Genomic DNA, 17664 nt, shown 5'->3' on the forward strand with positions numbered 1-17664 from the left:
GACGTCCCTCGACTTTGCTCGGGAAGAACGGATCAAGGTAAAGTCATTCCGCCTAGGCTTTCCGTTCTCCTTCGTGCGGGCAAGGGCGAATTGTTTCGCCGGCATGGCTCGACAGATGCCCCGCCGGAACATATATCGAACACATGGCCCAGCTCGACACGCGGCAGAAGCTCGAGATCCTTGCGGACGCTGCCAAATATGACGCGTCCTGCGCGTCCTCGGGCACCAGCAAGCGGGACTCGGCCGGCAAGGCGGACGGTATCGGCTCGACCGAGGGGATGGGCATTTGCCATGCTTATGCGCCCGATGGCCGCTGCATTTCGCTGCTGAAGATATTACTGACCAACAGCTGCATCTTCGACTGCCATTATTGCATCAACCGCAAAAGCTCGAACGTCCGCCGCGCGCGGTTCACGGCACAGGAGGTGGTCGACCTGACGCTCGCCTTTTACCGGCGAAACTATATCGAGGGGCTGTTCCTGTCCTCGGGGATTATCAAGTCCTCCAACTATACGATGGAACAGATCGTCGAGGTGGCGCGATCGCTGCGTGAGGACCATCAGTTCCGCGGCTATATTCATCTCAAGACGATCCCCGATGCCGATCCGGCGCTGATCGATCTTGCCGGACGCCATGCCGACCGGATCTCGATCAACATCGAGCTGCCGACCGAGGCGGGATTGGCCCGGCTCGCGCCGGAAAAATCGGCGTTCGGCATCCGCAGCGCGATGGCTGGCATGAAGGAGTCGATCGAGGATGGGGCGGACGCCCGGCGGCGCTACAAATCGGCCCCCCGCTTCGCGCCGGCCGGGCAATCGACGCAGATGATCGTCGGCGCCGATGCAGCCAATGATCGCGACATCATGAGCACCGCCAGCAACCTCTATGATCGCTTCGCAATGCGGCGCGTCTATTATTCGGCGTTCAGCCCGATTCCCGATGCCTCGGCGATCCTGCCGCTGCGGCGGCCACCCCTGATGCGCGAGCACCGGCTCTACCAGTCCGACTGGATGATGCGCTTTTACGGCTACAAGCCGGCCGAGGTGGCGGCCGCGACCGACGAGCAGGGCATGCTGCCGCTCGACATCGATCCCAAGCTCGCCTGGGCGCTGCAGGCGCGCGAGATATTTCCGGTCGACGTCAACCGCGCACCGCGCGAACTGCTGCTGCGCGTGCCGGGACTTGGGGTGAAGGCGGTCGACGCGATCCTGGCATCGCGGCGCTGGCGCACGCTCTCCCTCGCCGATGTCGGCCGGCTGTCGCGTTCGATCGCCAAGCTGCGGCCGTTCATTATGACCAGGGACTGGAGCCCCTCGGGGCTGATCGACCGAATTGATCTCAAGGCGAGGGTAACGGAGCAGCTGGAGCTGTTCGGGTAGTCGGATGATGCTGTCTCTTGCCGTCATTCCAGCGAAAGCTGGAATCTCTCTTTTCTTCATTCGAGCTAAAGGCAGGGAGATCCCAGCTTTCGCTGGGATGACGGGCAGATAGCGTGGGCCACCGCATCCTTCTCTCCCGTCCCGATGACTATGAAGGCTGGCGCGATGCCGCGCGCGTCTTGGCTTTGGCCGATGTTCCGCCCGAGACGATAGGGTGGCAGGTGGAAGGCGAGGCCGGCGATCTGTTCGGCGGCAGCGGCAGCGACCCGTTGCCCGCACCGGTTCGCGCGCCGTTCAGCGTGCCGAAGCGCTTCCTCGATCTTGCCGAGAGCGTGGTGCTCCACAGCGATCCCGAACGTTTCGCATTGCTCTACGCCATGCTGCTCAGGCTGCGCGAGCAGCCCCATGCCATCGATGACGAGGCCGATCCGCTGCGCCGCCGGCTCGACTTGCTGGCGAAGGAGGTGCGCCGTGATATCCACAAGATGCGCGCCTTCGTCCGCTTCCGCGAGATCGACGGCGACTATGTCGCCTGGTTCGAGCCGGCGCATCACATCGTGCGGGCCAATGCCGGCTTCTTCGCCCGGCGCTTCGCGACGATGCGCTGGTCGATCCTGACGCCCGAGCTGTCGATTCACTGGAACGGCGAATCCCTGTCCGAGGCGCCCGGCGCCACGCGAGCGCAGGCGCCGGCCGGCGATCCGGTGGAGGATCTGTGGAAGGGCTATTATGCGGCGATCTTCAATCCCGCGCGCCTCAAGATTGGCACGATGGTCAAGGAAATGCCGCGGCGATATTGGGCCAACATGCCCGAAACCGCGTTGATCCCCGAATTGGTGGCGGGTGCGCAGGCGCGCGAGACCCACATGGTGGAGCGGATCGTGACTGGCGGAAATGCAAAACAGGCCTGGCAGGCGCTGCGCGAGGAGGCGGCGCATTGCACGCGCTGCGGCCTATATAAATGCGCGACCCAGACGGTGTTCGGCGAGGGGCCGGTCGATGCCGATGTGATGATCGTCGGCGAGCAGCCGGGCGACCAGGAGGATCTGGCCGGCAGACCGTTCGTCGGGCCGGCCGGGCAGATGCTCGATCGCGCGCTGGCCGAGGCCGGGGTCGACCGGTCGCGCACCTATGTCACCAACGCCGTCAAGCACTTCAAGTTCGAGCCGCGCGGCAAGCGGCGCATCCATTCCAAGCCGAACGCCGGCGAGATCGGCGCCTGCCGCTGGTGGATCGATCAGGAGCGCGCGATCATCGCCCCGAAGCGGGTCGTCATGCTCGGTACGACAGCCATCCATTCGCTGATGGGCAAATCGCTGACGCTGAGTTCGCAACGCGGGCGCGACCTTATGCTGCCCGACGGAGGGGCGGCGCGAGCGACGATCCACCCCAGCTTCCTCCTGCGGATGCCCGATCGATCGCGCGCGGACGAGGAGTTCGCCATGTTCGTCGAGGATCTGAAGGCGGCGGTGTGAGGGCGAGCAGGCGCACGGTCCTTGTCCCGTCATGCTGAAACGAGTTCAGGATGACATGGGTGGAGATCGGCTCAGATGCCGACCCCGCTGAGCAGCCCGAACGCCTGGAGCAGCCACAGGATCACCACGATCACCACGACCACGTTGAGGATGCTTTTGATCTTGCCGTCCATCGGGATGTAGTTGTTGATCAGCCACAGCACGACGCCGACGATGATCAGGACGATAATGACGTGGATGAGCATGCTTCTCTCCCGGCGATGGCATAGTTGCTATGCCGGTTCGAACCGGTAGCGGGCGCGATTGTTCCGGCTTGCTCCCAGCGGCTGTGCTGCATCGATGGCGGGGGAGGCGCACGAACCAACAAAAAAGGGGCGGACAGCCGCGCTGCCCACCCCTTTTTTCATGTCGTTCGGATCAGAGCTTGCCGGTCAGTTCCGGCACGGCCTTGAACAGATCGGCGACCAGGCCGAAATCCGCCACCTGGAAGATCGGGGCGTCCTCGTCCTTGTTGATCGCGATGATCGTCTTGGAGTCCTTCATGCCGGCCAGATGCTGGATCGCACCCGAGATGCCGACCGCGATATAGACTTCGGGAGCGACGATCTTGCCGGTCTGCCCGACCTGATAGTCGTTCGGCACATAGCCGGCATCGACCGCGGCGCGCGAGGCGCCGACCGCCGCGCCGAGCTTGTCGGCGAGAGGCTCGATCACGCTGTGGAAGTTCTCGCTGTTCTGCAGCGCGCGTCCGCCGGACACGATGATCTTCGCCGAGGTGAGTTCGGGACGCTCGGACTTGGAGATCTCCGCGCCGAGGAAGCTCGACAGGCCGGCATCGCTGCCGCCGGAAACCGCTTCGACCGTGCCCGAGCCGCCCTCGCGCTCCGCCTTCTCGAAGGCGGTGCCGCGGACGGTGATCACCTTCTTGGCGTCGGACGACTGCACCGTCGCGATTGCGTTGCCGGCATAGGTCGGACGGGTGAAGCTGTCATCGCTCTCGACCGACAGGATCTCCGAGATCTGCATGACGTCGAGGAGGGCCGCAACGCGCGGCGCGATGTTCTTGCCATTGGCGGTTGCCGGCGCGAGGAACGCATCGTGATGCCCCATCAGATCGACGATCAGCGGCGCGACATTCTCCGGCAGCGCATGCGCGAAGGCAGCGCCGTCGGCGACGTGGACCTTGCCCACGCCCGCGATCTTGGCAGCCGCCTCGGCAACGCCGCCGACGCCTTCGCCGGCTACGAGGAGATGGACTTCGCCCAGCTTCGAAGCTGCGGTGACCGTGGACAGGGTGGCGTCCTTGATGGCGCCGCCCTCATGTTCAACCCAGACCAGCGTCTTCATGCTGCAACTCCCATCGCCTTGAGCTTGGCGACAAGCTCGTCAACATCGGCAACCTTGATACCAGCCGAGCGCTTGGGCGGCTCGGCAACCTTGAGCGTCTTCAGCCGCGGCGAGACATCGACGCCGTAATCGGCGGGGGTCTTCTGCGCGAGCGGCTTCGATTTCGCCTTCATGATGTTCGGCAGCGACGCATAGCGCGGCTCGTTGAGGCGAAGATCGGTGGTGACGATCGCCGGCATCTTGAGGCCGACCGTCTCGAGGCCGCCGTCGACTTCGCGGGTCACCTTGACGGTGTCGCCCTCGACCTCGACCTTCGAGGCGAAGGTGCCCTGCGGACGGCCGAGCAGCGCCGCCAGCATCTGGCCGGTCTGGTTCGAGTCATCGTCGATCGCCTGCTTGCCGAGGATGACGAGGCCGGGGGCCTCCTCCTCGACGATCTTGGCGAGCAGCTTGGCCACGCCGAGCGGCTCGACCTCGGTTTCGCTGACGATCAGGATCGCGCGGTCGGCGCCCATGGCGAGCGCGGTGCGCAGCGTCTCCTGCGCCTTCTGTTCGCCGATCGAGACGGCGATGATTTCCGTCGCGATGCCCTTTTCCTTGAGGCGGATGGCTTCCTCAATGGCGATCTCGTCGAACGGGTTCATCGACATCTTGACGTTGGCCAGGTCGACGCCCGTGCCATCCATCTTGACCCGCGGCTTCACGTTGTAGTCGATCACCCGCTTGACGGGTACGAGTATCTTCATCTCTCGTTCCTTCTCCGGTTTTTCGTCATCCCGGCTGAGGCCGGGATCTCAGGAGAGGCGCGGAGGCCCTTGCCGCCTGAGATGCCGGCCTCCGCCGGCATGACGTTTTTGAGTTACGCGGCCGCCTTCACCTGGGCGACGATCTTCCTGGCGGCATCGCCGAGGTCGTCGGCGGCGACGATCGGCAGGCCGGAATTGGCGAGCAGATCCTTGCCCTGCTGGACGTTGGTGCCCTCGAGCCGAACGACCAGCGGCACCGACAGGTTCACTTCCTTCGCCGCGGCGATGATGCCCTCTGCGATGATGTCGCAGCGCATGATGCCGCCGAAGATGTTGACGAGGATGCCCTTCACCGCGGGATCGCTCAGGATGATCTTGAACGCGGCGGTGACCTTCTCGGTCGTGGCGCCGCCGCCGACATCGAGGAAGTTCGCGGGGAACATGCCGTTGAGCTTGATGATGTCCATCGTCGCCATGGCAAGGCCGGCGCCGTTGACCATGCAGCCGATATCGCCATCGAGCTTGATATAGGCGAGGTCGTACTTCGATGCCTCGATCTCGGCCGGATCCTCTTCGCTCTCGTCGCGCAGCGCGAAGACGTCGGGGTGGCGATAGAGCGCGTTCGAGTCGAAGCTCACCTTGGCGTCGAGCACGTACAGCTTGCCGTCGGTCGTCTCGACCAGCGGATTGACCTCGAGCATCGCCATGTCGGTCGCCATGAAGGCGTTGTACAGCTGCTCGGCGAGCTTGACCGCCTGCTTGTTGAGATCGCCCTTCAGCTTCAGCGTAAAGGCTACGGCACGGCCATGGTGCGGCTGGAAGCCCTCGACCGGGTCGATGATGATGGTGCGGATCTTCTCGGGCGTGTTGTGCGCCACTTCCTCGATGTCCATGCCGCCTTCGGTCGACACGATCATCGCGATGCGGCCGGTCTTCCGGTCGACCAGCATCGACAGATAATATTCGGATTTGATGTCGGCGCCGTCGGTTACGTACAGGCGATTGACCTGCTTGCCGGCTTCCCCGGTCTGGATCGTCACCAGCGTGTTGCCGAGCATGTCCGTGGCATTGGCGCGAACTTCGTCGACCGACTTGGACAGGCGGACGCCGCCCTTGGCGTCGGGACCGAGTTCCTTGAACTTGCCCTTGCCACGGCCGCCGGCATGGATCTGCGCCTTGACCACATAGATCGGGCCGGGGAGCTTCTTCGCGGCTTCGACTGCTTCGTCCACGGTCAGCGCGGCATAGCCGGTCGGAACAGCCGCTCCGAATTTCGCCAGCAGCTCCTTGGCTTGGTATTCATGGATGTTCATGGTCGAGCCTAATCCCTCAGCGTCCGATCAAATCGGCTCGGGCTTAAGCATGAAAGAACGGCGTTGAAAACCCCAAGCGCGGTGATTCGGTTGCTGCGCCGCAATAGAGATTGTTTGAGGGCGAAAAATCAGCTTGCGATCGAACAGCCGATTCCAGCCTTCAGCACCACCGCGACGATCTCCGGATCGTTCAGCGCGCGCAGCCGATAGACCAGCTCGTCGACGCTCATGCCGCGGACGTCGTGTCTGCCCAAGCCGCCGAGCGATTGCAGTCGCTTGAGCTGCACCAGCGATAGCCGGTCGACCATCCGTTCGGCCATGCAGCTCGCCACCGGCGGCCGCAGTCCGGCCTCGATCAGCTTGTTCCGCACCCGCGCCTCGGGGGAGACGGTGGTGCAGGCGGCCAGCGACAGCGCCGCGATCACGGGCAGCACTGTACCGAGGCTGGCGAATTTCCGGCGGGGCATGCGACGCACTCCTGAACTTTGGGCCTGAGCTTTCTGGCCTGAGCTTTATGACCCGCGACGGGCACAACGCTTGTGCGCGGCACCGCGTTGATCGGTGATGAACGGGTTTGTTGTTGGGGCGAATCCGTCTCCGACTCAATCCCGCAATGCTATCCCGCCGCCGTCGCGCGGCTTGAACAGGAGGGAGATCGGATGCCTGCGTGGCGAGCGATCGCGCCGGATGATCAGTGGGCGTCGCTTTCGGCGCGCTGAGCGTCCTCCTCCAGCCGCTGCCTGTACAGCTCCGCCAAGGCGCGGTGCACCGCGCTGGCCGCCTTGTTGGGAGCCTGGAGCGCGCGCGCGCGTTCCTGCGCCAGCCTTTCCCGGTAATAGAGTATATCCAGATCGACCATCGGCGCCCCCTCTCCTGCAGAAAGCCGCGATTTGTCGGCTGGCGCATTAGCATGAAGCAATTCTGTCCGGCCTTTCCCGACTTTTCCGACTATTTCGGCGCGATCGAGGGGTACCCCCTGGTGGATTACCGCTGGTTGTGACCGATCCATTTCGCGACGACCGGCGACTGATAAGCCTGCATCCGCGCGATCAGCGCTCGCGGCTCCTCCTCGACCATCAGCATCGCGCGATGGGTGTCGCGGAGGAAGCCGGCGGCCGCCACGTCGGCAATGAAGCCGGTGAGCTTGTCGTAGAAGCCCGCGACGTTGAGCAGGGCGACCGGCTTGGCATGATCGCCGAGCTGGCCCCAGGTCCAGATTTCGAACAATTCCTCGAACGTGCCGATGCCGCCCGACAGCGCGATGAATCCGTCGGACATATCCGCCATCATCGCCTTGCGCTCGTGCATCGAACCGGTGATGTGGAGCGCGCTCAGCCCGTCATGCGCCAGTTCCAGATCGGCAAGCGCCCTGGGGATCACGCCGGTGGCGCGCGCGCCGGCCGCCATCGCGGCGTCGGCGACGATCCCCATCAGCCCGACCTTGCCGCCGCCATAGACCAGATCGATCCCCGCCTGGCCCAGCGCGGCGCCGAGCGCGCGGGCGGCATCGGCATGGACGGGATCATAGCCGGGGTTCGATCCGCAGAATACGCAGAGGGACTTGATCGTCACCCCTTCACCATCGCGGTCAGCGGCATCGGTCCGTCGCCCAGGCTCAGCGCGATCCGGTCCGCGAAGCCAAGGGTCATCCGGTGGAAGCGGGCGATCAGGTCCGAATCCATCGTGTAGAGCGATTCGAGCATCCGGTAGCTGTCGGCCGCAGGGGTGTCGCGCATCATCCGGTGCGCGAAGCGGCGATAATAGTCGCGGCGCCCCCAGCTCTTGGCAGCATGGGCGTGCAGCATGTGGTGGAGCGCCGCGCCCGACCAGTCCTTCGCCTCGGCCACCATCAGCGCGGTGCGCGCCGCATCGCCGAGCGAATTGCCGCTGACCGGGTGGAACAGCCCCGCGCGCAGCCCGACCTTGGCGACGCCCTCGCCGCCGGATCGCCAATAGGCCTCGAAGTCGCCGCCCAGCGCCACCGGCACGACGCCCGCCTGGCCGCGTTCCGATCCGCGGATGCGCCAGCCGAAGCGGGCGGCATGGTGGACGATGCGGCTGCCATGATCGGCCATGTCGAGATCGGGATGCGATTCGAAGCGGACGTCCTCGATGAACAGCCGGTCGTTGTCGAGCGGCAGCATCGTCATATATTGGAAGCCGTCGGCGGGATCGGCGGCGGCGTCGATCAGGGTGGCGCGGCGCACGCTGTGCGGTCCGTCGAGCAGCAGCTCATAGCCGACGAACTTGCGCCAGTGCAGGTCGAGCAGCGACAGGTCGGCGGGGCCGCGCGCGTCGATCACGCCATGCGCCGCGATCGTGGTCCCGTCCTCCAGCACGACGCGGTCCGGGGTGACGGCGGTGGCGCGGCGGCCGGTCAGGATGCTTTCGCCCGGCATCGCCGCGTGCAGCGTCTTGTCGAACTGGTCCGATCGGATGCTGTAGAAGGGCTGCGGCAGCGCCCGCTTGTAGCGCGGGAACACCACCGCGAACTCGCGCCAGCCATAGGTGACCAGCGGCTGGAGCAGCGCCTTTTCGTCGTCGCCGACATCGCTGTCGATGAACGACCAGAGATGATTGCCGCCAAGGCCGGGCGCGGCGTCGATCAGCAGGATTCGGCGGTCGGGCTGGGCGCGCCGCGCCGCCAGCGCGATCAGGCCGCCCGAAAGGCCGCCGCCGACAATGGCTAGATCGCAGGCAACACCGTTCATGCGCGCTTTATAGCTGCGCCGCACCATGACGCCAGTCTGCTAACGGGGCTTTCGCCCGCCGCGCTCTTTCGTTACCATTGTTGACATCCCCGGGGAGCCCCCGCCGTCGAACCCGTTCGACGGAAATTCGGAACAACGGCTGAGAGGCGGCGCTGCAATGCCCGCGACCCGCTGAACCTGATCCGGCTCGCACCGGCGTAGGGAGGGAATGTCGCGCGCGACTTTTCTTCCCGACATCCGCGGGCCTCAATGGAGAGACTCGCCATGGCCGATATTCCCGCCCGCACCGAAATGAAGGTTACGACCGGACCGATCCGCGGATCGCGCAAGATCCATGTCGAAGGTCCGCAGGGCGTGAAGGTGGCAATGCGCGAGATCGCGCTGGAGCCGTCCTCGGGCGAGCCGCCGGTCCGCGTCTATGACTGCTCCGGCCCCTATACCGACGACAATGCCCGCATCGACATCATGGCCGGCCTGCCGGCGCTGCGCCGCGACTGGATCATCGGCCGCGGCGATGTCGAGGATTATGACGGCCGCGGCATCAAGCCCGAGGATAACGGTCTCAAGGGCCCGGATCGCTCGGGCGGCGTGACGCCGTTCCCGAACGTCGTCCAGCGCCCGTTGCGCGCCAAGGCCGGCATGAACGTCAGCCAGATGCACTACGCCCGCCGCGGCATCATCACGCCCGAGATGGAATATGTCGCGATCCGCGAGAATATCGGCCGCGCCGCGCTCAAGGAAAAGCTGGTCCGCGACGGCGAGGATTTCGGCGCGTCGATCCCCGATTATGTTACGCCCGAGTTCGTCCGCGAGGAGGTCGCTCGCGGCCGCGCGATCATCCCGAACAACATCAACCACCCTGAGAGCGAGCCGATGGCGATCGGGCGCAACTTCCTGGTCAAGATCAACGCCAATATCGGCAACTCGGCGGTCGCCTCCGATGTCGCCGCCGAAGTCGACAAGATGGTGTGGTCGATCCGCTGGGGCGCCGACACGGTCATGGACCTGTCGACCGGCCGCAACATCCACGACACCCGCGAGTGGATCCTCCGCAACTCGCCGGTCCCGATCGGCACCGTGCCGATCTACCAGGCGCTGGAGAAGGTGAACGGCGTCGCCGAGGACCTGACCTGGGAGATCTTCCGCGACACGCTGATCGAGCAGGCCGAACAGGGCGTCGACTATTTCACCATTCATGCCGGCGTCCGCCTGCCGTTCATCCCGATGACCGCCAAGCGCGTTACCGGCATCGTCAGCCGCGGCGGATCGATCATGGCGAAATGGTGCCTCAGCCACCACAAGGAGAGCTTCCTCTACGAGCGCTTCGAGGAAATCTGCGAGATCATGAAGGCCTATGACGTCGCCTTCTCGCTGGGCGACGGCCTGCGCCCCGGATCGATCGCCGACGCAAATGACGAAGCGCAGTTCAGCGAGCTGAAGACGCTGGGCGAGCTGACCCAGATCGCGTGGAAGCATGATGTCCAGGTGATGATCGAGGGCCCCGGCCATGTGCCGATGCACAAGATCAAGGCCAACATGGACAAGCAGCTCGAAGCCTGCGGCGAAGCCCCCTTCTACACGCTCGGGCCGCTGACCACCGATATCGCGCCCGGTTACGATCACATCACCAGCGCGATCGGCGCGGCGATGATCGGCTGGTTCGGCACGGCGATGCTCTGCTATGTCACGCCGAAGGAGCATCTCGGCCTGCCCGACCGCGACGACGTCAAGGTCGGCGTCGTCACCTACAAGCTCGCCGCCCACGCCGCCGACCTCGCCAAGGGCCACCCCGCCGCCAAGGTCCGCGACGACGCCCTGAGCCGCGCCCGCTTCGAATTCCGCTGGCGCGACCAGTTCAACCTGTCGCTCGATCCCGACACTGCGGAGCAGTACCACGACCAGACGCTGCCGGCCGAAGGCGCCAAGACTGCGCATTTCTGCTCGATGTGCGGCCCGAAATTCTGCTCGATGAAGATCACGCAGGAAGTGCGCGACTTCGCGGCGAAGCAGAACGCGCCGGCGGATACGTTCCTCGCGGCGGGCGAGGCCGAGGCCGGGATGCAGGCGATGAGCGAGGTGTTCAAGGAGAAGGGCGGGGAGATTTATCTGCCGGCAGCGGAGTGAGGGTCCCGCGCTGAGGCTTTTCCACTCCCGTGAAGATAAAGCCGAGGAGCAGCATGTCTCACTCAGTAACCTATGAACAATTTTACGAGGCGATTGGTAGAGCTACGGGTGCTTGGGCGATGCTCGAAGACCGTCTCTTCGATCTCTTCTCAAGGCTTGTAGTTTGCTCTGTCACAGGGAAGGGAATGAGCGACCACCCCAGCGCCATTTGGGTCCTAGGTGACGTCTTCTATTCAATCTCGAACCTCGGCGCGCGGCTGGCCATGATCGACAAAATCGCGCCAAGGATCGTCACTGAGGATGAGCTTTTGCGAGAGTGGAGCGCTATCAAAAACAAGGTCAACGAACTCTATAAGCGCCGTAACATTCTCGCACATGGAATGGTGTGGGGAAATGATGCCCCTTCGTCATTGGGTTATTCGATGTTTGGTAAGAAAGAGCACATGGAATACCTACAGGTTCAGCAATGTGCAGTCTCATTCAAGAACTACGCTGATCGCATTGAGCGGCTAGCTATCGCTATGAACAAGCATTTAGCGGAGCGCTGAAAAGGTGCATGGTGTTTCGGGGACACTTTACTTATCTGTTGCGCTCACCCAGCCTTCCTAGCCAGCGCGCCGCCTCAAAAAAATCGAGTATCAAGGATCCGGTCCCGCATAGCCACTCCTCAGCCCCTGCAGCGACAATCAATAATGATACCGGGACTGCGCGATCTCCAGCGCCTGCGCCTCGCCCTTGCCGCTCACCCGATAGACCAGCCGATGCTCGCTGTTGATCCGGCGGGACCACCAGCCGCTGAGATTGCCGCCGAGCGGTTCGGGTTTGCCGGTGCCGCGGAACGGGTCGCGGTGCGCTTCGCTGATCAGCGCATTTATGCGCTCGCACAGCTTCCTGTCTTCGGTCTGCCAGTGGAGATATTGGTTCCAGGCTCGTTCGGAGAAGACGAGCTTCACGGATCGATCAGCGTGCGCTCTGTCCCCTTGCCGGCATCCAGTTCGGCGATGCTCGACAGCAGCTCCGCCGCATTGGCGGGTGAGCGCAGCAGATAGAGCGTTTCCTCGATCGACGCCCATTCGCTGGCGGAGACCATCACCACGCTCTCCTGTCCGCGCGCGCGGGTAATCGCTACGGGCGCGCGATCCGACACGACCTTGTCCATCACCGCCTTCAGATTGGCGCGGGTTTCCGAGAAGCTGATCGAGTCCATCCAGACTATGTACCATATTTTGTACAATTATCAAGCTGCGGATCCAGGCCCATTGCATCTTGTTCGTTGAAGGTATGTTCCTTAAATGTTCGCGAAACTGGGAGTGAGTCGGAATGACGGTCATCAGGGCGAGCGCCGCAGGACTCTTTCCGGGAATTGGTTTTCCGCAGGGCTGCGACATTGTGACGTTCGACGGGATCGCCAGCCTGATCGCCATGGCGACAAGGGTGGATGATCAGCCCCGCTATATAGGGATGGAGGTGGTTGATAGCGCTCATCGTCGATGGCGCATCACTGGCATTCACCGGACGGAGCCGTCGCCCACGCCGCGCTGGTGGCAGTTTTGGCTGAACACCCCCGAGCCGATCGAGCTGGATGTCGCGCTGGAGGAGATCGAGCCGTTCGGCCTCGACGCTGCCCGTCAGCGCGTCATCGCGCATGCCGCGCCACTGTTCGAGGCGGGCGATCTTGCCCTGGCCTGGGTTCATGCCGCCGCCACCATGGCGGAACTCAGCGATGCATGCACCTCGGTGATGGTAAGGGCGGCAAATCGCCGGATCCTGCGCGGAGAAGAGGAGGACGCGATCAGAACAGCGGCGGACGTCGCGCGTCGGGTGCTCATCCTCTTCGCCGTAGTCCGGATGTCGCTGAGGGTCGACAGGCTGAACATCCTCACCTGGCTGGACAAACACGACCTGATCCATGCGCTGTCGGCCAAGGAAGCGGAGCTGTTCAAGACTCTTCGGCTTTCCGCAGAGCGCCGCGCGGAGGCAGGTTGGGACATCGAAGGGCTGACGGCGCTCCTTTGGGCGCTTGGTAGAGCCGACATACCCGGATTTGGTGAGTTCGCAGACGACATATCGGCGATCTCCGACATCTTACCCCCGTCGGCGCAGGTCGGCGTGACAGAGTTCATCGCAATGGCGAAGCTACGGTCGACGCGCGAGATCGCATTGATGACAGAAAGGTGGTGGGCGCACCTCCCAGCCGCTCGTGATGCCGGCGAGGATGCGCATGAGGTGGCCTATCGACGATACGCAGCGCTGCAGTGGATCGTGAACGCCCGCGATATGGGATGGGCGTGACACCATAGCCATGTTCCCATTTTGTCTTGACGTGTAGGCGTTGGCCTGATCGGCAGTGAGATCCTGCTGCGCGCAGCCGTGACGGCCTCATCCTGCGAGGCGGCTCATTCTCATGGCCGGAACACTGCACAAAGGGTTCCCATCCGGCGGGTCGCGATGACGATCTATTCAATCATTCGCGTGCCGGCTCCAGTCCTGGACGCATCTCCCCGATGCGTGGCCCGGTGCCCGCTGGACGACGATATCCAAGCTGGAGCGACAGGCGGCGCTGCGATGGCTGATGCGAAGCCGAAAAAACAAAAAACGAGCGGACAACCCCATGCACCCGGAAAATGCCGGCCAAAGCTGACCTCGCCGGCGACATTGCGCGTCCAGAGTATAGACAGAGGTAGCGTGCAGCGCCGACGAACAAGTTCTTCTTTTGTTCTTGTCGCAGATCGGGTAGAGAGCAGAACGAAGGAGAAACGCCATGACCCTGCGCCGGCCCTTTGACGATAGTGACGAGCTTGTCCTCCACCGCCTGTTCTTCGCGCTGATGCCGACTGCGGAGGCCGTCGCCGAGATCGCGGCGGTGCGCGACGGGGTGGGCGTGGCGCGCAGCCACGTCGCCGACGATCGGCTGCACATGACGCTGTTCGCGCTCGACCTGCCGATGACGCCGCCGCCCGGCCTGATCGCGGCAATGGGTGCGGCCGCTGCGACGCTGGTCGGGCCGGGGCTGCGGATCGTGCTGCAGGAGGTGGTGAGCAACGGCCATGTCACCTGCCTCCGGCCCGGCGATCACATGCCGGTGCTCAAGGCCTTCCAGCAGAAGCTCGCGCTCGCCATGGCCGATGCCGGGGTGTGGCCCAACCGCGGCTTCCGCTTCGATCCCCATGTCACGCTGGCCTATGGCCAGGAGGAGAGCTTCCGCCGGCCGGTGTGGCCGATCAGCTGGCGCGCCGGTGAGTTCGTGCTGGTCCACAGCCTGGTCGGCCTGACCGAGCATGTGCCGCTGGGGCGGTGGGCGCTGGCGGGGTAATCTACATTTTCGTCATCCCGGCGGAGGCCGGGATCTCAGGAGAGGTTCGCGACCTCACCTCCGTCCCTGACGACCGAGATCCCGGCCTCCAGCCTTTGGCTGGAGTTCATCCTGAGCGCCTGCCTTGCAGGCAGTCGAAGGGCCGGGATGACGATGAAGGCGGGTTCGCTCTGGACGCCGTCCACGATAGGCGACACACTGCCGCACCAGGCTTTCGATCGGGGGATTGAGGCAAATGACAGTCGACCGGCGCGCTGTGCTCGCGCTATTGCCCGCCCTCGCGCTCGCGGGTCGCGTTTCCGCGCAGGCTCCGGCGCCGGGCATTCCCGAGCAGGCCGGGTTCCAGGCGCAGCTGGCGCCGTTCTGGGATCAGCTGGCGATGCTGCCGAGCATCCGCGCGCCCGCGGGCGGCGGGGCGTCGGCGGGGATCTGCTACATGTTCACCAACAAGGACTGCACCGTCTGCCAACTCGTCCACAAGGAATATCCCAGGGGCTTCCGCCACATCGAGATGCGCTACATTGTCTATCCATGGCCGGGCGAACCCTATCGCGAACTCAACTACATGTACCGGCCCGAGACGACGCCGGCCGACTATGAAACCTATATGGCGCACAGGCTGACAGCCCAGTCGTCCTCCGACAGCAGCGCGCAGGTCGATCTGGTGACGGCGGTCGCGGCGGACATGGCGCAGGCGCTGATCGAGGGCGACGCCTTCGGGACGCCGTTCTTCTTCCATGCGGTGCCGGGTGCCGCGCCGGGGAGCCTGGTCTTCAGCGCCGGCGACATCGTCGCGATGGCGCCGCTGCTCGATCGGGGCGCGTAGAGCGCACGGCTCCCAAGCCCTCAGGCCGCCGCGGTCTCGGGCAGCGACCAGTCGATCGGCGGCAGGCCCTGCGCTTCGAGGAAGGCGTTGGCCTTGGAGAAATGGCGGCAGCCGAAAAAGCCGTTATGCGCGGACAGTGGCGATGGGTGGGCGGCCTTGAGCACCAGATGGCGGCCGCCCTTGTCGGTCGAATCGACGAAGGCCGCCTTCTTCTGGGCGTAGCTGCCCCACAGCATGAAGATGACGGGGTCGGTCTTGGCGTTGACGAGGCGGACGATCGCGTCGGTGAACTTCTCCCAGCCGCGGTCGCGGTGCGAGGCGGCAAGGCCCATCTCGACGGTCAGGACGCTGTTGAGCAGCAGCACGCCCTGCCGCGCCCAATGTTCGAGGAAGCCGTGGCCGGGGCGCGGCAGGCCGAGGTCGCTGTGCAACTCCTTGTAGATGTTGATCAGGCTCGGCGGCGGCCGCACGCCGGGGCGGACGCTGAAGCACAGGCCGTGCGCCTGGCCGAGGCCATGATAGGGATCCTGGCCCAGGATCACGACGCGGACCTTGTCGAGGGGGGTCAGATCGAGCGCGCGGAACCACTCGCCTCCGGCCGGGAAGATGCGCTTGCCGCTGGCGCGCTGGTCGCCGAGGAACGCCTTGAGCGCGGCCATGTAAGGGGCGGCGAATTCGTCGGCGAGCGGGGTCTTCCAGCTGTCGTGGAGCTTGATGTCGGGCATGGCGGATGTGTGGCGCAGGAGAGGTGCGGGTTCAACCATGCTTTCCTAAGGCGACCGACCGACCGACCCCTCAGCCCCGCGCGACGATCGGCAGGATGTTCACCGGCTCGCTGTTGTGGCGCAGTTCGACGGTGATGCGCGGATCGCGGTTTTCGGCCGTGCCGATCGGACTGCCCTGGATCACCTGCTGACCGACCCTGACGCCGAGCCCGGCCAGGCCGGTGATCAGCGTCGCCCAGCCATTGTCATGATCGATGATGACAATCCCGCGATAACCGCGAAACGGGCCGGCATAGGCGATCCGCCCGCGCGCGGGCGAGACGACCTGCGCGCCGCGCGCCGGGGCGAGGGTCAGACCCTTGGCGCGCACCCCGGACTGGGAAATCTCGCCCATTCCGGCGACGAGCTTGCCGAGCACCGGCAACCGATAGGAAGGCGGTGCGTCCGCCGCCGCCAGTTCGGCGAGCTCTGCAGGCGGTGGCGGCGCCTGGCCGGGTATCGGCGGGCGCAGCCGTGGGCCGGGCAGGCTCGCCAGCCGCATGCGGATGTCGGCCTGGTCGCCCAGTTCGGCGATCAGCTGGGTGATGTCGCGCGCCTTCTCGCCCATCGCAATGACCCGGTCCTGTTCGGCCATGGCGTCGTCGATCAGCCCCTGCGAGCGGCGGCGCTGGTCGGCTTCGAGGCGGGCGAGCGCGCGGCGATCGATTTCGAGCTGCTGCTGTTGGTGGCGCAGTTCGGCCACCGCTTGCTCAGCCTGCCGGCGCAGCGCGTCGCCGCGGGCCACCTCGGCGCGCAGCCCCGCGGTCCGGGCGCGGATCTCGGGCAGGGCGGAGCCGAGCAGTGCGCGGACATGAACCATGTCGTCCACCGAGCCGGGCTGGACCAGCGCCAGCGCAGCCGGGCGGCGAGCCATCGTCTGCAGCGCCGCGGTCAGCCGCACGATCGGCCCCTGCCGCTCGGCAAGCCGAGCCCGCTGCACCGCGCGTAACCTGTCGACGATGCCGACCTGCGCCTGCGCCGCGGCGATGCGCGCTTCGGAGGCCTGGATCGCGGCCGCCGCGGCGGCCTGCTCGGCCTCGGCGCGATCGGCGGCGCGGGAAATTGCCCTGGCCTGCTGCTCGAGCCGTGCGGCACGGCGCTCGGCGGCGACGGCGTCGCGGCGCGCCGAGAGGAGCGCGCGCTGCTGCTCGGCCACCATGGGGTCGCGATCGGCGGCCGGCGCGCGGCCGGTGCAGATCATCATCGCTGCGGCCGCTACGATGCCGACGGCGCGCGCGCGCATCACCCTTCCCGATGATAGGGATGGCCGGCCAGGATGCTGGTCGCGCGCCACAGCTGCTCCGCCAGCATCGCCCGGGCCAGCATGTGCGGCCAGGTCGCCTTGCCGAAAGCGAACAGCAGGTCGGCCTCGCGGCGCTGGTCTGCGTCGAAGCCGTCCGCGGCCCCGATCAGGAAACGGACCTCGCGGACGCCATCGTCGCGCCAGCGCCCCAGTTTTTCGGCAAAGACCATCGACGCCAGCTGCTCGCCCTTTTCATCGAGCATGACCAGCACGGTGCCGGAATCGCGCGGCGGCAGCTTGCCGCCGGTGTCGGGCAGTTCGGTGATGCGGGTCGGCCAGGCGATCCGCTTTAGGTAGCGATCGACCAGCTCGGCCTCGGGGCTCCGGCCGATCTTGCCCCGGGCGACGATGTGCAGCAGCAAT

At 65.3% G+C, this 17664-nt stretch carries 20 protein-coding genes and 1 riboswitch; of the genes, 7 read left to right on the plus strand and 13 right to left on the minus strand.

Annotation, left to right across the window (positions count from 1 at the left end):
* Positions 1–143: 143 nt before the first annotated feature.
* Together AAC645_RS13175 and AAC645_RS13180 are read left to right on the plus strand one after the other, a co-directional pair.
* Positions 144–1379: a putative DNA modification/repair radical SAM protein gene (locus AAC645_RS13175; protein WP_340316636.1), complete on the plus strand. Its 1236-nt coding sequence runs from the start codon at positions 144–146 to the stop codon at positions 1377–1379.
* Between the two features lie 113 nt (positions 1380–1492).
* Entirely contained in the window at positions 1493–2854 is a 1362-nt protein-coding gene (locus AAC645_RS13180; RefSeq protein ID WP_340316637.1) for a UdgX family uracil-DNA binding protein, read from the plus strand.
* Between the two features lie 71 nt (positions 2855–2925).
* Here AAC645_RS13180 and AAC645_RS13185 read toward each other — a convergent pair whose 3' ends face one another.
* The 8 genes from AAC645_RS13185 to crtY form a co-directional block, all read right to left on the minus strand.
* Positions 2926–3099, minus strand: coding sequence for a Thivi_2564 family membrane protein (locus tag AAC645_RS13185; protein WP_340316639.1), 174 nt, complete (start codon positions 3097–3099; stop codon positions 2926–2928).
* Positions 3100–3271: 172 nt separating this feature from the next.
* Positions 3272–4201, minus strand: a complete 930-nt coding sequence (locus AAC645_RS13190; protein ID WP_340316641.1) for an electron transfer flavoprotein subunit alpha/FixB family protein — start codon at positions 4199–4201, stop codon at positions 3272–3274.
* Positions 4198–4947 (minus strand): electron transfer flavoprotein subunit beta/FixA family protein, encoded by a 750-nt coding sequence (locus AAC645_RS13195; RefSeq protein ID WP_340316642.1) that lies wholly within the window; start codon positions 4945–4947, stop codon positions 4198–4200. The genes AAC645_RS13190 and AAC645_RS13195 overlap by 4 nt, the downstream gene beginning before the upstream one ends.
* A gap of 113 nt (positions 4948–5060) precedes the next feature.
* A complete protein-coding gene (gene sucC, locus AAC645_RS13200; RefSeq protein ID WP_340316644.1) occupies positions 5061–6260 on the minus strand; it encodes an ADP-forming succinate--CoA ligase subunit beta in 1200 nt (399 codons plus the stop codon).
* Between the two features lie 128 nt (positions 6261–6388).
* On the minus strand, positions 6389–6727 hold the full coding sequence (locus AAC645_RS13205) for a hypothetical protein (protein ID WP_340316645.1): 339 nt from the start codon (positions 6725–6727) through the stop codon (positions 6389–6391).
* Between the two features lie 224 nt (positions 6728–6951).
* Positions 6952–7119 carry a hypothetical protein gene (locus tag AAC645_RS13210; protein WP_340316646.1) on the minus strand — a complete coding sequence of 56 codons (168 nt, stop codon included), beginning with the start codon at positions 7117–7119 and terminating at the stop codon, positions 6952–6954.
* A 125-nt stretch (positions 7120–7244) separates the two neighbouring features.
* Positions 7245–7826 (minus strand): LOG family protein, encoded by a 582-nt coding sequence (locus tag AAC645_RS13215; protein ID WP_340316691.1) that lies wholly within the window; start codon positions 7824–7826, stop codon positions 7245–7247.
* 2 nt (positions 7827–7828) lie between these two features.
* Complete coding sequence (gene crtY / locus AAC645_RS13220; protein WP_340316648.1) at positions 7829–8971, minus strand: lycopene beta-cyclase CrtY; 1143 nt, start codon at positions 8969–8971, stop codon at positions 7829–7831.
* A gap of 80 nt (positions 8972–9051) precedes the next feature.
* A riboswitch (TPP riboswitch) is annotated at positions 9052–9192 on the plus strand.
* A 43-nt stretch (positions 9193–9235) separates the two neighbouring features.
* On the opposite strand from crtY, the gene thiC reads away from it, so the two are divergent.
* Together thiC and AAC645_RS13230 are read left to right on the plus strand one after the other, a co-directional pair.
* Positions 9236–11095 (plus strand): phosphomethylpyrimidine synthase ThiC, encoded by a 1860-nt coding sequence (gene thiC, locus AAC645_RS13225; protein WP_340316649.1) that lies wholly within the window; start codon positions 9236–9238, stop codon positions 11093–11095.
* Positions 11096–11280: 185 nt separating this feature from the next.
* Complete coding sequence (locus AAC645_RS13230) at positions 11281–11643, plus strand: hypothetical protein (RefSeq protein WP_340316650.1); 363 nt, start codon at positions 11281–11283, stop codon at positions 11641–11643.
* Between the two features lie 138 nt (positions 11644–11781).
* Here the strand turns inward: AAC645_RS13230 and AAC645_RS13235 are convergent, their stop codons facing one another.
* Together AAC645_RS13235 and AAC645_RS13240 are read right to left on the minus strand one after the other, a co-directional pair.
* Entirely contained in the window at positions 11782–12048 is a 267-nt protein-coding gene (locus AAC645_RS13235) for a Txe/YoeB family addiction module toxin (protein ID WP_340316651.1), read from the minus strand.
* Positions 12045–12302: a type II toxin-antitoxin system Phd/YefM family antitoxin gene (locus AAC645_RS13240; protein WP_340316652.1), complete on the minus strand. Its 258-nt coding sequence runs from the start codon at positions 12300–12302 to the stop codon at positions 12045–12047. Before AAC645_RS13240 ends, AAC645_RS13235 begins: the two co-directional genes overlap by 4 nt.
* A gap of 113 nt (positions 12303–12415) precedes the next feature.
* Here AAC645_RS13240 and AAC645_RS13245 point away from each other — a divergent pair, with 113 nt between their 5' ends.
* The 3 genes from AAC645_RS13245 (at position 12416) to AAC645_RS13255 (ending at position 15234) form a co-directional block, all read left to right on the plus strand.
* Positions 12416–13387, plus strand: coding sequence for a DUF4272 domain-containing protein (locus AAC645_RS13245; protein ID WP_340316654.1), 972 nt, complete (start codon positions 12416–12418; stop codon positions 13385–13387).
* A 469-nt stretch (positions 13388–13856) separates the two neighbouring features.
* Positions 13857–14408, plus strand: coding sequence for a 2'-5' RNA ligase family protein (locus AAC645_RS13250; RefSeq protein ID WP_340316655.1), 552 nt, complete (start codon positions 13857–13859; stop codon positions 14406–14408).
* A gap of 235 nt (positions 14409–14643) precedes the next feature.
* Complete coding sequence (locus AAC645_RS13255; RefSeq protein ID WP_340316656.1) at positions 14644–15234, plus strand: permease; 591 nt, start codon at positions 14644–14646, stop codon at positions 15232–15234.
* A gap of 20 nt (positions 15235–15254) precedes the next feature.
* On the opposite strand, the gene ung is transcribed toward AAC645_RS13255, so the two are convergent.
* From ung to AAC645_RS13270, 3 genes are all read right to left on the minus strand, one after another.
* Positions 15255–15959 carry a uracil-DNA glycosylase gene (gene ung, locus AAC645_RS13260; protein ID WP_340316693.1) on the minus strand — a complete coding sequence of 235 codons (705 nt, stop codon included), beginning with the start codon at positions 15957–15959 and terminating at the stop codon, positions 15255–15257.
* A 70-nt stretch (positions 15960–16029) separates the two neighbouring features.
* The gene (locus tag AAC645_RS13265) at positions 16030–17241 is read right to left on the minus strand and encodes a murein hydrolase activator EnvC family protein (RefSeq protein WP_340316657.1); all 1212 of its coding nucleotides are present in this window, start codon (positions 17239–17241) and stop codon (positions 16030–16032) included.
* The gene (locus AAC645_RS13270) at positions 17241–17663 is read right to left on the minus strand and encodes a 23S rRNA (pseudouridine(1915)-N(3))-methyltransferase RlmH (RefSeq protein WP_340316658.1); all 423 of its coding nucleotides are present in this window, start codon (positions 17661–17663) and stop codon (positions 17241–17243) included. The genes AAC645_RS13265 and AAC645_RS13270 overlap by 1 nt, the downstream gene beginning before the upstream one ends.
* Position 17664: the final 1 nt, after the last annotated feature.

It is taken from the genome of Rhizorhabdus argentea (assembly GCF_037861105.1).
GTDB lineage: Bacteria > Pseudomonadota > Alphaproteobacteria > Sphingomonadales > Sphingomonadaceae > Rhizorhabdus > Rhizorhabdus argentea.